General features: G+C 71.0%; 14 protein-coding genes. 5 read left to right on the forward strand and 9 right to left on the reverse strand.

Annotated elements, in window-relative coordinates:
* Positions 1-308 precede the first annotated feature (308 nt).
* The 5 genes from Apa02nite_RS36910 to Apa02nite_RS36930 all read right to left on the reverse strand — a co-directional run bounded on the left by Apa02nite_RS36910 (position 309) and on the right by Apa02nite_RS36930 (position 4,122).
* Positions 309-1,322, reverse strand: a complete 1,014-nt coding sequence (locus Apa02nite_RS36910; protein WP_198171058.1) for a lysophospholipid acyltransferase family protein — start codon at positions 1,320-1,322, stop codon at positions 309-311.
* 6 nt (positions 1,323-1,328) lie between these two features.
* Positions 1,329-2,414, reverse strand: a complete 1,086-nt coding sequence (locus tag Apa02nite_RS36915; protein ID WP_067697638.1) for an NAD-dependent epimerase/dehydratase family protein — start codon at positions 2,412-2,414, stop codon at positions 1,329-1,331.
* Positions 2,415-2,499: 85 nt separating this feature from the next.
* The gene (locus Apa02nite_RS36920; RefSeq protein WP_007465623.1) at positions 2,500-2,601 is read right to left on the reverse strand and encodes a 30S ribosomal protein bS22; all 102 of its coding nucleotides are present in this window, start codon (positions 2,599-2,601) and stop codon (positions 2,500-2,502) included.
* A gap of 194 nt (positions 2,602-2,795) precedes the next feature.
* On the reverse strand, positions 2,796-3,008 hold the full coding sequence (locus Apa02nite_RS36925; RefSeq protein WP_067697641.1) for a helix-turn-helix domain-containing protein: 213 nt from the start codon (positions 3,006-3,008) through the stop codon (positions 2,796-2,798).
* A 193-nt stretch (positions 3,009-3,201) separates the two neighbouring features.
* Positions 3,202-4,122 (reverse strand): proline dehydrogenase family protein, encoded by a 921-nt coding sequence (locus Apa02nite_RS36930; protein ID WP_203829173.1) that lies wholly within the window; start codon positions 4,120-4,122, stop codon positions 3,202-3,204.
* An 89-nt stretch (positions 4,123-4,211) separates the two neighbouring features.
* Here Apa02nite_RS36930 and Apa02nite_RS36935 point away from each other — a divergent pair, with 89 nt between their 5' ends.
* Positions 4,212-4,757, forward strand: a complete 546-nt coding sequence (locus Apa02nite_RS36935; protein ID WP_067697645.1) for a CGNR zinc finger domain-containing protein — start codon at positions 4,212-4,214, stop codon at positions 4,755-4,757.
* 191 nt (positions 4,758-4,948) lie between these two features.
* Here Apa02nite_RS36935 and Apa02nite_RS36940 read toward each other — a convergent pair whose 3' ends face one another.
* Complete coding sequence (locus tag Apa02nite_RS36940; protein WP_067697648.1) at positions 4,949-5,758, reverse strand: sugar phosphate isomerase/epimerase family protein; 810 nt, start codon at positions 5,756-5,758, stop codon at positions 4,949-4,951.
* A gap of 126 nt (positions 5,759-5,884) precedes the next feature.
* Here Apa02nite_RS36940 and Apa02nite_RS36945 point away from each other — a divergent pair, with 126 nt between their 5' ends.
* Positions 5,885-6,724 (forward strand): DUF3109 family protein, encoded by an 840-nt coding sequence (locus Apa02nite_RS36945; RefSeq protein WP_203829174.1) that lies wholly within the window; start codon positions 5,885-5,887, stop codon positions 6,722-6,724.
* A gap of 916 nt (positions 6,725-7,640) precedes the next feature.
* Here the strand turns inward: Apa02nite_RS36945 and Apa02nite_RS36950 are convergent.
* A complete protein-coding gene (locus Apa02nite_RS36950) occupies positions 7,641-8,324 on the reverse strand; it encodes a response regulator (protein WP_067697652.1) in 684 nt (227 codons plus the stop codon).
* Positions 8,325-8,353: 29 nt separating this feature from the next.
* Positions 8,354-9,640 (reverse strand): sensor histidine kinase, encoded by a 1,287-nt coding sequence (locus tag Apa02nite_RS36955; RefSeq protein WP_203829175.1) that lies wholly within the window; start codon positions 9,638-9,640, stop codon positions 8,354-8,356.
* A 202-nt stretch (positions 9,641-9,842) separates the two neighbouring features.
* Between Apa02nite_RS36955 and phoU the strand changes: the two genes are divergently transcribed.
* On the forward strand, positions 9,843-10,499 hold the full coding sequence (gene phoU, locus Apa02nite_RS36960) for a phosphate signaling complex protein PhoU (RefSeq protein ID WP_203829176.1): 657 nt from the start codon (positions 9,843-9,845) through the stop codon (positions 10,497-10,499).
* A 73-nt stretch (positions 10,500-10,572) separates the two neighbouring features.
* Here phoU and Apa02nite_RS36965 read toward each other — a convergent pair whose 3' ends face one another.
* Positions 10,573-11,319, reverse strand: a complete 747-nt coding sequence (locus tag Apa02nite_RS36965; RefSeq protein WP_067697682.1) for a phosphoglyceromutase — start codon at positions 11,317-11,319, stop codon at positions 10,573-10,575.
* A gap of 115 nt (positions 11,320-11,434) precedes the next feature.
* Here Apa02nite_RS36965 and Apa02nite_RS36970 point away from each other — a divergent pair, with 115 nt between their 5' ends.
* Positions 11,435-12,781 carry an MDR family MFS transporter gene (locus Apa02nite_RS36970; protein WP_203829177.1) on the forward strand — a complete coding sequence of 449 codons (1,347 nt, stop codon included), beginning with the start codon at positions 11,435-11,437 and terminating at the stop codon, positions 12,779-12,781.
* Between the two features lie 69 nt (positions 12,782-12,850).
* On the forward strand, positions 12,851-14,062 hold the full coding sequence (locus Apa02nite_RS36975; protein ID WP_203829178.1) for an MFS transporter: 1,212 nt from the start codon (positions 12,851-12,853) through the stop codon (positions 14,060-14,062).
* Positions 14,063-14,067 lie beyond the last annotated feature (5 nt).

Genomic DNA, 14,067 nt, shown 5'->3' on the forward strand with positions numbered 1-14,067 from the left:
TACCGGTGCGGCGGTCGACCCGAGCAGCAGCGCGGGGGTGACCGTGCCGGGTACCCGGGTCACCTCGGCGCCGGGCACGAAGGCCTCGACCTCCGCGACCACCACGCCGGACGATCCGTACGACGTCGCCCCGACGACCGACAGTGTCGACGAGACGGGCGAGGAAGACGGAGTCCTGGGCGGGTTGCTGGGCGATTTGTTCTAGTTCGTCAATATATGAACGTGGCGAGGGGCGGTGCCGGAGAAATCCGGGGCCGCCCCTCAAACGTCACTATAGGACGGTTGGTGCCTACCTGTCACCGCAGCTGTCAGCGCGCGAACGGGTCCGGGCGCTTCTGCAGCAGCTCGTGCAGGCTGGCCTGGATCGTCTCGCGCACCTGGTCGGCCAGGTTGTAGACGACCAGCGGGTCGTCGGCGTACTCGGTGAGGTGCGCGGTCGGGATCGGCGGGCAGAACTGGATCAGCCACTTGCTGGGCAGCGGGATCAGGCCCAGCGGCCCCAGCCAGGGGAAGGTCGGGGTGACCGGGAAGTACGGCACCCCGAGCAACCGGGCCAGCGGCTTCAGGTCGGCCAGGATCGGGTAGATCTCCTCGGCGCCGACGATGGCGACCGGGATGATCGGCGTACCGGTGCGCAGGGCCGCGGACACGAACCCGCCACGGCCGAAGCGCTGGAGTTTGTACCGCTCGGAGAACTTCTTGCCGATCCCCTTGAAGCCCTCCGGGAACACCCCGACCAGCTGGTTGTTGGTCATCAGCCGTTCGGCGTCCGGGTTGCAGGCCACCGTGGCGCCGGCCGCGCGGGCCAGCTCGCTCATCCCCGGAACCCGGAAGACCAGGTCGGCGCCGAGCAGGCGGAGATGCCGCCGGCTCGGGTGGTTGTCGTGCAGCGCCACGGTCAGCATCAGCGCGTCCAGCGCGACGGTGCCGGAGTGGTTGCCGACCACCAGGCCGCCGCTCTCGGCCGGGACGTTCTCGATCCCGAACACCTCGGTGCGGAACCAGTCCCGGTAGAGCACCCGCAGCATCGGGTGCAGCACCGCGGCGGTCAGCTCCGGGTCGAAGCCGAACTCGTCCACCTCGTACGCGCCGGCCAGCCGGCGGCGCAGGAACGCGAGCCCGTCGGCGACCCGGCGGTCCCACAGGTCCAGGCCGGTCGGCGCCGGCTCGGCACTCGCCACGGCGGGCTCCTCGACGACGGGCTCCGGCGCGGGCTTCTCCGGGATGGGCCGGCGGCCGTTCAGCTTCTTCGGCGGGGACGGCTCGGGCAGCCGGAAATCGGCGTGCCCGGGCAGCATGTCGCGGTATTCATCCTGGCTCACGAGCGATCACGCCCTTGACTTGGCAGGGTGGGCCGGGTCGCCTTCGGCCGCGGCGCGCACTCGCCGGATGCCGTCCAGGATCGCGTGCTCAGCGGCGGCGAGGCGGTCGGCGGTGAGCGAGGATCCGGCCGCGTGCGCCTGGATGAACTCCTCGAACGCGGTGGCGGTGCTGCGCGGGGTGAAGCCGAACTCCCGGATCAGCCGGGAGGTGTCGACCACCCGGCCGTGCACGAAGAGGTCGATCTGGTCCAGGCCGATCTGCTCGACGCCCAGATAGCGGGCGAGGGAGGCGGCGGTGGACAGCCCGCTCTCGGGCAGCGGCACGGCGACGCGGCCGGCCCGGCGGACCGCCTGGGACAGCATCAGTACGCCGGAACCGGCGACGTTGAAGGTGCCCGGATGGTTCTCGGTCACCGAACGGTGCAGGACTTCCAGGGCGTCGTCCACGTGCACGAACTGCAGGCGGGCGTCGCGGCCGAGCACGGTGGGCACCACCGGCTGGGCGAAGTATCGGGTCAGCGACGTCTCGGCGGACGAGCTGATCATCGGGGCGAAGCGGAGCACGGTGGCGGCCACTTCGGGACGACGGCGGCGGAAGCCGCGGACGTACCCCTCGATGTCGAGGATGTCCCGGGCGAACGGGCCGCGCGGCACCGCCCGCGGCTCGGTGTCCTCGGTGAAGACCGCGGGGTCACGGAACGACGCGCCGTACGCCGCCGTGGACGAGCGCACCACCAGCTTGCGCAGTTTCGGCGCGCCCTGTGCGGCAGCCAGCACCTGCATGGTGCCGATGACGTTCTGTTCCTTCATCCCGCTCCGGCCGCCGTGCTCCGCGTCGGGCACGCTGGTCACCGCGAGGTGCACCAGCGCCTCGGCGCCGAGATCCGCGATGGCCTCGGTGGCCGCGCGCGCGTCGGCCCGGATCCGCTCCACACCGTCCAGCAGGCCGAGCAGGCGTGCCGGTGGGTCATGCGGGTCCAGACCGACGACACGGTCGATCCGGGGATCTGCGGCGAGGCGGGCAGCCACCCGAGCGCCGAGATAACGGCTGACTCCGGTGACCACGACAACGCTGGGCGATGAGGTCACCACGAGCGCACCTTTCGATGCTGAGCCTCGGAACCAGAACCAGTGAGGCAAGTAACGACGTCAGCCGGGTGATCCACCCGGCCGGTCGTCACTTGCCCAGACGGCGACGCTGGACGCGGGTCTTGCGCAGCAGCTTGCGGTGCTTCTTCTTCGCCATACGCTTGCGGCGCTTCTTGACCACGGAGCCCATACGAAAGCCTCTCGAACCATGTTTGGGTGGAACCGGCGGCCACGACAGCACACCGGAACCGATCTGGACGGCGCCCGGAGCGGCGCCAACTGCTAGGCGGCACACACGTAAATTCCGGGAGCCAACCTGTCCAGCCTACCGGCACGCTCCGGGAGGACCAACACGACCCCGGCCACCCAAGCCCCCGAGGAGCCTCAGGCGGTCTGCGAGAACGCGCCGCGGAGGTAAGCGTGCACCGCGTGCTCGGGCACCCGGAACGAGCGTCCGACCCGGACGGCGGTGAGGTCACCGCCGTGCACGAGCCGGTAGACGGTCATCTTGGAGACCCGCATCAGGGTGGCCACCTCGGCCACGGTCAGGAACCGTACCTCCGAGAGGCGTTCCTCGGTCTGGGCTGGACCCGTCATCTCGTCGCACCGATCCTTTCCGCAGGCATGTGCCGCCCCGGCGCCGGAAGGCCCTGGAAGTGGTCGAGGCGACGAACGTGCGTGTCATCAGAACCGTATCGATACGGCTGTGACCAGGGCGTTGCGTTCCGTAATTTGCCCACAAAAAGTCAAGTGCGACACGCCAGATCCGTGTCCGATTAGACCGAAAGAGTCACTTACGAGAAGAAAGGGCCTGTGCGAGGAGGGTGACCTTGCCTGGTCGCTCGGCGAGACGGCGCATCAGGTAGCCGTACCACTGGGTCCCGTACGGCAGGTACACCCGCACCGCGTGGCCGCCGGCCGCCAGTCGTGCCTGCTCCTCCTGGCGGACGCCGTAGAGGAGCTGGAACTCGTACTCCCCGGTGGAGCGGTCGAACCAGCGCGCCCGGTCCTCGGCGATCGCGATCAGCCGCGGGTCGTGGGTGGCCACCATCGGGTAGCCCTCACCGGACATCAGGATGTTCAGGCACCGCACGTACGACTTGTCGACGTCCAGCGCGGACTGGTAGGCCACCGACTCCGGTTCGGCGTACGCGCCCTTGCAGAGCCGCACCCGAGACCCGGCAGTGGACAGCTCCCGGCAGTCCCCCTCGGTACGCCGCAGGTACGCCTGCAGCACCGCACCGGTCGCCGGGAAGTCCCGTCGCAGCTCGAGCAGCGTCTCCAGGGTCGCGTCGGTGGTGCCGTGGTCCTCGGCGTCCAGGGTCACCGTGGTGCCCGCCTCGGCCGCCGCGGCACAGATCGCGCGGGCGTTCTCGTACGCCATCTTCTCGTCGATCCGCTGGCCCAGGGCCGAGAGTTTGACGCTGACCTCGGCCGCCGGCGTCAGACCGGCGTGACGCAGGCGGCCCAGCAGCGCGACGTACTCGTCCCGGACGGCCTGCGCCTGCGCGGTCGTCTCGGTGCCCTCCCCCAGGTGAACCAGGCTGACGGCGAGCCCGTCGTCGGCCAGCTCCCGGGCGGCCCGCAACGCCTCCTCGCCGTCGTCGCCGGCGACGAAGCGCCGGACGATCCCCAAGCTGGCGGGCGCTGACTCGACCAATCGCTCCAGCCGGGCGGAGCCGGCCGCGGCGAAGAACAGGGAACGGAGCATGCGCCGAGCGTAACCGCACCGCCCGGCCCCGGCCCGGCAGTGCGGTCGAGGAATCGCACCTCGCGGCCGGTTGCGGCTACCGTGGTCGGGTGAACTTCGATGCGTACGCCCGGACGGCGGTAGACCTCGTCAACGCCGGCCTGGACGATCTCGCCGGGCTGCGAGCCCTGTTCTCCACCGACCTGGACTACATGCGCGACCAGGTCGTGGAGAAGGACCTCGCGGTCTTCCGGCGGGCGCAACGGCGCCTGCGCGAGGTCTTCGAGTACGGCACGGCCGGCCGCGACGGCGACGCGGTGCGCGAGCTGAACTCACTCCTCGAGGCGTACCCGGTGCAGCCACGCATCTCCGGCCACGACGCCAGCGACTGGCACATGCACGTCACCAGCCGCGGCTCCTCGGTGAGCGCGGAATACCTGGCCGGCGCGGTCTGGGGCCTGGCCGTCTGGCTCTGCGAGTACGGCAGCGCCCGGTTCGGCATCTGCGCCGACGAGCGCTGCGGCAACGTCTACCTGGACACGTCGTCGAACAACTGCCGCCGGTTCTGCTCGGAACGCTGCGCGACCCGCTCGCACGTGGCAGCGCACCGCGCCCGCAAGCGCGCGGCCGCGGCGCCCGACCTCACGCCCGCCTAATCCACAGGCCGGGGCCGTCCACAGCCCCGAACCACCGCCCGCCGATTCCCCGCCAGACTGTCCAGCGGGGGCTCCCCCAGGGAGGGCGGGCTTGTGCGCGGCGGGCTTGTGCACGGCGGGCTTCGTTGCGCGGTGGGCTTCGTTGCGTGGCGGGCTTTTGTGCGCGGCGGCTTTTTGTGCGCAGGCGTTCCTCAGGCCGAGGTGGCCGCCCCGGCCGGTGCCAGGTGCCGGCGGGCGAACTCCAGCGCCTCGCGCAGGTCCGCCTCGCGCACCGCCCGGCTCGCGGCCTTCCGGGTGTTGATCTCCAGCGCGACCGACCCGGTGAACCCCCGCCCGGCCAGTGACCGCAGCAGCTCGGCGCAGGGCTGGTTGCCGCGGCCCGGCACCAGGTGCTCGTCGCGGCCCTCGCCGGTGCCGTCACCCAGGTGCACGTGCTTGAGCGCGGCGCCCATCCGGTCGGCCATCTCCAGCGAGTCGATCCGGGACGCGGCGCAGTGCGACAGATCAAGCGTGTACGCGTCGAAGCCGGTCTCGGTCGGATCCCAGCCCGGCGTGTACGGCACGAACCAGCGCCCGGCCATCTTGACCGGGAACATGTTCTCGATCGCGAAGCTCAGGCCGGGGTGCCGCTCCTGGACCTTGGCCAGGCCGGCGGCGAAATTCTTGGCATAGTCACGCTGCCAGGTGAACGGTGGGTGCACCACGACGGTCGGCGCGCCCAGCGACTCGGCGAGCTGGGCCGCGCGGTTGAGGCGCTCCCACGGGTCGGAGCTCCACACCCGCTGGGTCACCAGCAGGCAGGGAGCGTGCACCGACAAAACCGGCACACCGTAGTGATCGGCCAGGCCCTTGAGGGCGCCGGCATCCTGGCTGACAGCATCGGTCCAGACCATGACCTCGAGTCCGTCGTAGCCCACCGTGGCCGCCATCTCGAACGCGGCCGCCGTCGGCTCGGGGAAGACCGAGGAGCTGGAGAGAAGCACGGGAACGCGGGAACTCACGCCCTCCAGCCTAACCACGTCCGTCGCGGCCGGATATATCCGCTCCAAACGGTCGTCATCCCGTCGGGCCACGCCGCAGCTCCGCTTGACCGGCAGTCGTCGGCCCGCGCGCGTAGGCTGACCGGGATGAGCCGCACGCAACGCCCCGTGGAAGTCTCGCTCGACTTCCCTCGGGAATGGATCGAGTTCCTCGACCCCGCCGACGAGCAGCATCTGGTCCGCGCCGACCTGACCTGGCTGCTCTCCCGCTGGACCTGCGTGTTCGGCTCGGCCTGCCGCGGCATCCTGCCCGACCGCGCCGAGGACGGCTGCTGCTCGCACGGCGCGTTCTTCACCGACGCCGACGACGAGACCCGGGTGAAGGCGGCGGTCACCAAGCTCACCCCGGAGACCTGGCAGCACCACCGGCGCGGGTTCCGGAACTGGACCGAGATGGACACCGTGGACGGCACCAAGCCGGCCCGGCGCACTGCCACCCAATCGAGTGACGGCCCGTGTGTGTTCCTGAACGACGCGACGTTCGCCGGCGGGGGCGGCTGCGCGCTGCACGCCCAGGCGCTGCGCGACGGGGCACACCCGCTGGAGTACAAACCGGACGTCTGCTGGCAGTTGCCGGTCCGCCGGGAGCAGGACTGGGTCACCCGGCCGGACGGCGTGAAGCTGCTGCAGTCCACGGTGACCGAGTTCGACCGGCGCGGCTGGGGCCCGGGCGGGCACGACCTCGCCTGGTGGTGCACGTCGTCCCCGGACGCCCACGTGGGCACCGAGGCGATGTACCTGTCCTACGCCCCGGAACTGACCGCGTTGATCGGCGAGGCGGCGTACCGGAAACTCGCCGAGCTCTGCGCCGCCCGCCTGGCCTCCGGCCTGATCGCCATCCACCCGGCCACCGCCGCCGCGCAAGCGGCCGCGGCCCCGAAGAAACGCGGCGGCCGCCAGCCCGCTTCCCCACCCGCCACCGCCTGACACCCGACCAGGTCGAATCGGACCACGTGCTCAGACAGGCGCCGCTGCTCGTTCAACCGCCTGCACTACCAACCAACCCCATAGGGTACGAATACCGAGAGCCCCGCCGCAGGCTACAAGCCACGCGCTGCTCCGATCCCGCGCGCCACCGCGCTCCCTTCCGGCCCTGCCGCACTTCCCGACCGCACAAACCTTGCGCGAAACCGCGATCATTTCCGGCCACCGCTGCGCTTCCCACCGCCGGCGACCGCGTTCATTTCCGGCCACCGCCGCGCTTTCCGACCGCGCGGGGCTGGGGTGGGCAGCCAGGCGGCGGAGGCGGCGGGTCACGGCCCGTCGCGCCGCTCACCGCCCACAGCCAGGCGCGACCGTCTAAAACGCGCCGCCCCGAGTCCCGGCACGACATCGGCGCGCGTCACGACCCCCGGCTGGTCGTCAGGGGTGCCTCAGCGACCCCGAGACACCCCTGAACACCAGCCACGCAAGTTCGGCTGGTGCTGAGGGGTGCCTCAGCGACCTCGAGACACCCCTGAACACCAGCCACGCGAGTCCGGCTGGCGCTGAGGGGTGCCTCAGCGACCTCGAGACAGCCGCCAGCACCAGCCGGGGTGCCGCACGCCGGCTCGAGAGGCGGACATTGCGGACTTACCGTCGTACCATGGGCTCGGAACGCGCCGGAATGCTCGCGCCGGACCATAGACCGGGACCGGCCGCCCATCTGCTGGGACGGCCGTGCCCGGCCGCGGATGGCGACCGGCGCAGCGGACCGTGACCCCACGCGGCCGCCGCCTGGCAAGCCAACGCAGCCACCCCGCCGCCCGGCCGACAAACCCCGGCGACCCAATTCAGGACGGACGGCAATAGAGCACCCGCACCGCAGAGATCTGACCCCAGCCCACCGAGCGAAGCGGGGCCATCAGGGCTCGAACTTGTAGCCCAATCCTCGGACCGTGACGATGTAGCGCGGCGCGCTCGGCTCCGGTTCGACCTTGGAGCGCAGGCGCTTGACGTGCACGTCGAGGGTCTTGGTGTCACCGACGTAGTCGGCGCCCCAGACCCGGTCGATCAGCTGGCCGCGGGTCAGCACCCGGCCGGCGTTGCGCAGCAGCAGCTCGAGCAGCTCGAACTCCTTCAGCGGCAGCTGCACGCCGGCGCCGTCGACCGTCACCACGTGCCGTTCGACGTCCATCCGGACCGGTCCGGCCGCCAGCGTCGGCGTGCTCACCTCGGCGGCCTCACCGCCCTGGCGACGCAGCACGGCGCGGATCCGGGCGACGAGTTCGCGCGGCGAGTACGGCTTGGTGACGTAGTCGTCGGCGCCGATCTCCAGGCCGACCACCTTGTCGATCTCGCTGTCCCGGGCGGTGACCATGATGATCGGGACAGCGGATCGCTGCCGGAGCTGGCGGCACACTTCGGTGCCGGACATCTCGGGCAACATGAGGTCGAGCAGCACGATGTCGGCACCGGTCCGGTCGAACTGCGTGAGCGCCGAGGTTCCGGTCGCTGCGACCGACACCTCGAAGCCCTCCTTCCGCAGCATGTACGACAGGGCGTCGGAGAACGACTCCTCGTCCTCGACCACGAGCACGCGGGCCAATGTGGTTCCTTCCGTCGTCGGTGGCCGGGTCAACGCCCGGCCACACCGGACTCGATCTCAGTTGCCGTCGATGACGGCGAGGGGGATTCCGGAGGGCGCGCCGGTAGGCGCAAGGTGAACGTAGAACCGTCGCCGAGGGCGCTGGTCACGTCCACCCGACCACCGTGATTGGTGGCGATGTGCTTGACGATGGCGAGGCCGAGTCCGGTCCCGCCGGTCGCCCGGGACCGGGCCTGATCGGCTCGGTAGAACCGTTCGAAGACCCGCTCCACGTCCTGTGGCGAGATGCCGATGCCCTGGTCCTCGACATCGATCTCGATCCATTCATTCTCCTGCCGGACGGTCACCTCGACCTTGGTGTCCGGCCCGGAGTAGGCGATGGCGTTCTCCACCAGGTTCGTCACCGCGGTGGCGAACTGGCTGTCACTTCCGTACGCCATCAGGCCCTTCGGCCCGGTGTGCACGACCTCGATGCCCTTGGCCGAGGACGTCGTCCTGGTCCGGTCGAGCACCTCGGCGATCACCCAGTCCAGGGCGACCGGCTCCGGGCTGGGCAGCGGCTCGGCGCCCTGCAGCCGGGTCAGCTCGAGCAGCTCGCTCACCAGCCGGCCCATCCGGGCCGACTCGTGGTGGATCCGCTCGGCGAACCGGCGGGCGGCCATCAGGTCCTCGGACTGCGCCTCGGGCACCGACTCGGGCAGCTGGGTCGCGTCCAGCAGCGCCTCGGCGAGCAGCTGGAGCGCGCCGATCGGGGTCTTCAGCTCGTGGCTGACGTTGGCCACGAAGTCCCGCCGGACCCGGGCCAGCCGGTGCGACTCGGTCACGTCGGCCGCCTCGACGGCGACATGCGTCGCGTTCAGCGCGACGGCGCGCAGGTGCAGACCGAGCGGTGCTTGCGCGCCGCCGGCCCGTCCCCGAGGAAGATCAAGTTCAACCTCCCGGCGTACGCCGGTGCGCCGGACCTGGCCGGCCAGCGTGCGAAGAATGGGGTGCGCCGCGATGGTGCCGGGGGCACCGCCGGAGCGCAGCAGGCCCATCGCCCGCGCGGCCGGGTTGACCAATACCGGGTAATCGTCCGCGTCGAGCACGACCACGCCGACCCGCAGCGAGTCGAGGCTCTTACGGCCGAGCCCCTTGAGTCCGTGTTTGCCTGCCGGGCGGTCGTCGTCCGGTTCGATGGCAGCTCTCCCCTCCGGCGGACCGGCCACTGCCACGTCCCCCGGCGCCGGCCGGCGGAAACGGGCGATGACCAGCCCAGCACCGACACCGACGGCGAGCGCGGCTGAAACCAAGCCGACGGCGTATACCCATTCCACGCTGCGATCGTAGGGTCATTGTTTACCTGGGCCATAGGGCCAAAGCGGCAAATCCGGCACGCGTCGAATAATGTTCACCACCAGGTCTGGCGTCGTTCACCGGCGTTCATGTTGAGGAAGCCCCGCCGACCTAGCGTGAGCTGCACACACCCCTGGCCGTGCCCGAGTCGCGGGACGGCCCCGACAATCGGGACTGTAAAACATGCGCGAGGAGTTCCAGGCCGATCTCACCGAGGTGAGCCGCCTGCTGGTGACCATGGCAGAGTCGGTGCGCGGCGCGCTGCGCAAGGCAACGACCGCGCTGCTGACCGCCGATCTGGAGGCGGCCGAGTCCGTCATCCAGCGCGACACCGAGGTCGACACCCTGCACCAGCAGGTCGAGACGAAGGTCGCCGACATCATCGTCCGGCAGGCACCGGTCGCCAGTGACCTGCGCCGGGCCATCACCGCCCTGCACATCTCCGCCGACCTCGAGCGGATGGGCGACCTGGCCGAGCACGTGGCCAAGACCGCCGCTCGCCGGCACCCGTCCCCGGCCGTGCCGGCCGAGCTGCGCCCGGTCTTCAAGGGGATGGCCGAGGTCGCCGACCAGATGGCCGAGAAGATCACCAACGTGCTCGTCCACCCGGACGCCGGTCTCGCCGGCGAGCTGGAGAAGGACGACGACGCGATCGACGACCTGGAGCGTCAACTCTTCAAGATCATGCTGGCCGACGACTGGCCGTACGGCGCGGAGACCGCGATCGACGGCGCGCTGCTGGGCCGGTTCTACGAGCGCTACGCCGACCACGCCGTGAACATCAGCGAGCACACCATCTACCTGATCACCGGGGAACCGGCCTCGGCTCAGCAGGACTGACCGCAGGGGGAACGGGAGGGCCGGGTCACCACGGGGGTGACCCGGCCCTCCTGCGTTCCATCGTTCGCTACGGTCAGCGGCCCTGGTTGGCGACCGCCGCGGCGGCCTCCTTGGCCGCCTGCGGGTCCAGGTACGTCCCGCCCGCGGTGATCGGACGCAGGTTCTCGTCCAGGTCGTAGCGCAGCGGGATGCCGGTCGGGATGTTCAGCTTGGCGATCGCGTCGTCGGAGATCCCGTCCAGGTGCTTGACGATCGCGCGCAGCGAGTTGCCGTGCGCGGCGACCAGCACGGTCTTGCCGGCCTGCAGGTCCGGGACGATCGCGTCGTACCAGTACGGCAGGGCCCGGTCCAGCACGTCCTTCAGGCACTCGGCCTTCGGCTTGATCTCCGGCGGCAGCGCGGCGTACCGCGGGTCCGCGGCCTGGGAGAACTCCGAGTCGTCCTCGATCGGCGGCGGCGGTACGTCGTACGAGCGGCGCCAGAGCATGAACTGCTCCTCGCCGTACTGCTCCAGCGTCTGCTTCTTGTCCTTGCCCTGCAGAGCGCCGTAGTGCCGCTCGTTGAGGCGCCACGAGCGCTTCACCGGGATCCAGTGCCGGTCGGTCAGGTGCAGAGCGATCTCGCTGGTCCGGATCGCGCGACGCAACAGGCTGGTGTGCACGACGTCGGGCAGCACGTTCTGTTCCTTGAGCAGCTCCCCGCCGCGCCGGGCCTCGTCCTCACCCTTGGCGTCCAGGTCCACGTCGACCCAGCCGGTGAAGAGGTTCTTGGCGTTCCACTCGCTGTTGCCGTGCCGCAACAGCACCAGGGTTCCAGTCATGACCCACATCTTCCTCCAGCTCCCGGCACGCGTCCGGGCGGGTGGAAACTCGATTGCGTGATCCCCTAGGTTGTAAGGGAGCAAAGCGGGTTTCACTGCTTACGGGGAGGCATACGTGCGGGGTTGGTTACGGCAAGCCGCGGGTGGACTGCCGCGGCAGTTCTGGTTCCTCTGGACCGGCACCCTGATCAACCGCGTCGGCTCGTTCGTGGTGCTCTTCCTGAGCATCTACCTCACCGGCGAGCGGCACCTCACGCAGAGCCAGGCCGGCCTGGTCCTCGGCCTCTACGGTGTCGGCGGCGCGATCGGCACGATGACCGGCGGGGTGCTGGCCGACCGCTGGGGCCGGCGGCCGACGATGCTCGTCGCCCAGTTCGGCGCGGCCGCGCTGATGCTGACCCTCGGGTTCGCGCACTCGTACACCCAGATCCTCGTCGCCACCGGCGTGCTCGGGATGTTCGCCGAGGCGGTCCGGCCGGCGTTCTCGGCCATGATGGTCGACGTCGTGCCGGAGAAGGACCGGGTCCGGGCGTTCTCGCTGAACTACTGGGCGATCAACCTGGGCTTCGCGCTCGCCGCGATCGCCGCGGGCCAGGCCGCGCAGGCCGACTACTTCCTGCTCTTCGCGGTCGACGCGGCCACCACGCTGGCCACCGCGACGATCACGCTGATCTTCCTGGCCGAGACCCGGCCGGCCCGGCCACCGGTCACCGCCGGCAAGGCGCCCGCGCCCACCGGCGGCATGCTGACCGGCCTGCGGGACCGGGTCTTCGTCGTCTACCTGGTGCTCAACCTGCTGACCGTGCTGGTGTTCCTGCAGCACCTGTCGACGCTGCCGATCGCGATGCTCGCCGACGGATTCTCGGCGGCCACCTACGGCTGGGTGATCGCGGTGAACGGCATCCTGATCGTCGTCGGTCAGCTGTTCGTGCCCCGGCTGATCGAGGGCCGCCGCAGCGACCGGGTGCTGGCCGGCGCCGCGCTGATCGTCGGGATCGGGTTCGGGCTGGTCGCGTTCGCGCACTCCGCCTGGGTCTACGCGCTGACCGTGGTGATCTGGACGCTCGGCGAGATGCTCCAGTCGCCCAGCAACGCGGCGACCGTCGCGGCACTGTCGCCGGCCTCGCTGCGCGGGCGGTACCAGGGGCTCAACTCGCTGTCCTGGTCGATCGGGTCCTCGCTGGCCCCGATCCTCGGCGGGCTGACCCTGCAGGGGTTCGGGCCGGCCGCGCTGTGGCTGGGCTGTTTCGGTCTGTGCGCCCTTGCGGGCGCCGGCCACCTGCTGGCCGGTCCGGCCCGGGAGCGACGCGCGGCCTCCCAGCGTACGAAAGAGATCGCCCACCTGGCGCCCCCGCCGCCGGTGCCGGCCGGCGACCTCGACCCGGCCGTCGCCGCGGCCGCCGCACCCCCGCCGGACGATCGCACCCCGGCCGCAGCCTCGCGCCGGGACGCCACGGAGTGACCCGGTTTCGCGCTCCCGCCCCTCCCCACTACGGTTAGGAAAGTTTCCAGTAGTGGGAGGAGTGTGCGCGTGCGGGGGTGGCTGCGCGGAGCGGTCGGTGGACTGCCGCCGGTGTACTGGTACCTCTGGGCCGGACTGCTGATCAACCGGGTCGGCGGGTTCGCGGTGCTCTACCTGTCGCTCTACCTGACCGCCGAACGCGGTGCCGGAGCGGCGCTCGCCGGGCTGATCGTCGGGACCTACGGGATCGGCGGGGTGGTCGGGACCCTGCTCGGCGGGGTGCTCACCGACCGGTGGGGACGCCGCCCGGCCCTGCTCGCGTCCCACCTGGCCTGCACCGCGGTGCTGGTGGCGCTGGCGCTCAGCTCGCCGCTGCCGGTGATCGCCGGGCTGTGCCTGCTGCTCGGGCTGACCCAGGCGATGCCCGGACCGGCCTTCGTCGCCGCGATCACCGACGTGGTGCCCGCGGGCCATCGGCTGCGGGCGTTCAACCTGCAGTTCTGGGCGTTCAACCTGGGCACCGCGGGGGCGTCGCTGCTGGCCGGGGTGCTGGCGCGGTGGAGCTATCCCGGACTGTTCCTGATCGACGCGGCCAGCACTCTGATCACCGCACTGGTGATCGCCTGGAAGGTGCCGGAGACGCTCGGCTCCACGGTGCGGTCCGGGTCGTCCGTGGGTGGCCTGCGCACCGTCCTCGCCGACCGGATCTTCCTGGCCTTCGTCGGGCTGACCGTGCTGCAGGCGCTGCTGACCAGCCAGACGAACACGATCGTGCCGCTCGCCATGCACGACGACGGGCTCGGGCCGGGCGACTACGGCCTGGTGACCGCGCTCGGCGGGGCGCTGATCGTTCTCGGGCAGCTGTTCGTACCCGCGGTGATCGACCGGCGACGCAAGGACCGGGTGCTGGCGCTGTCGATGGTGGTGATGGCGGGCGGGTTCGCGGTGCTGACCGTGGCCGGCAGCCTGCCGGTGTACCTGCTCGCCGCGGCGATCTGGACGGTCGGCGGGATGCTGGCCGCCCCACCGAACGCGGCGATCAACTCGGAGCTGGCGCCGGCGCTGCTGCGCGGGCGGTACCAGGCGGTCTTCTATCTGAGCTTCCCGCTGGCGTCGTTCGTGGCGCCGGCGCTGGGCGGCGCCGGGCTGGAGTACTTCGGCTCGGCGCACTGGATGATCGTGGCCGCGGTCGGGGCGGTGGGCGCGGGCCTGCACCTGGCCGCCGGCCCCGCCCGCGACCGCCGGGCATCCGCAGCAACCCCCCACGCCACGGTGAGCTGAGGCCT

Origin of the sequence: Actinoplanes palleronii, from assembly GCF_016862315.1 — a bacterium.
GTDB classification, from domain to species: domain Bacteria; phylum Actinomycetota; class Actinomycetes; order Mycobacteriales; family Micromonosporaceae; genus Actinoplanes; species Actinoplanes palleronii.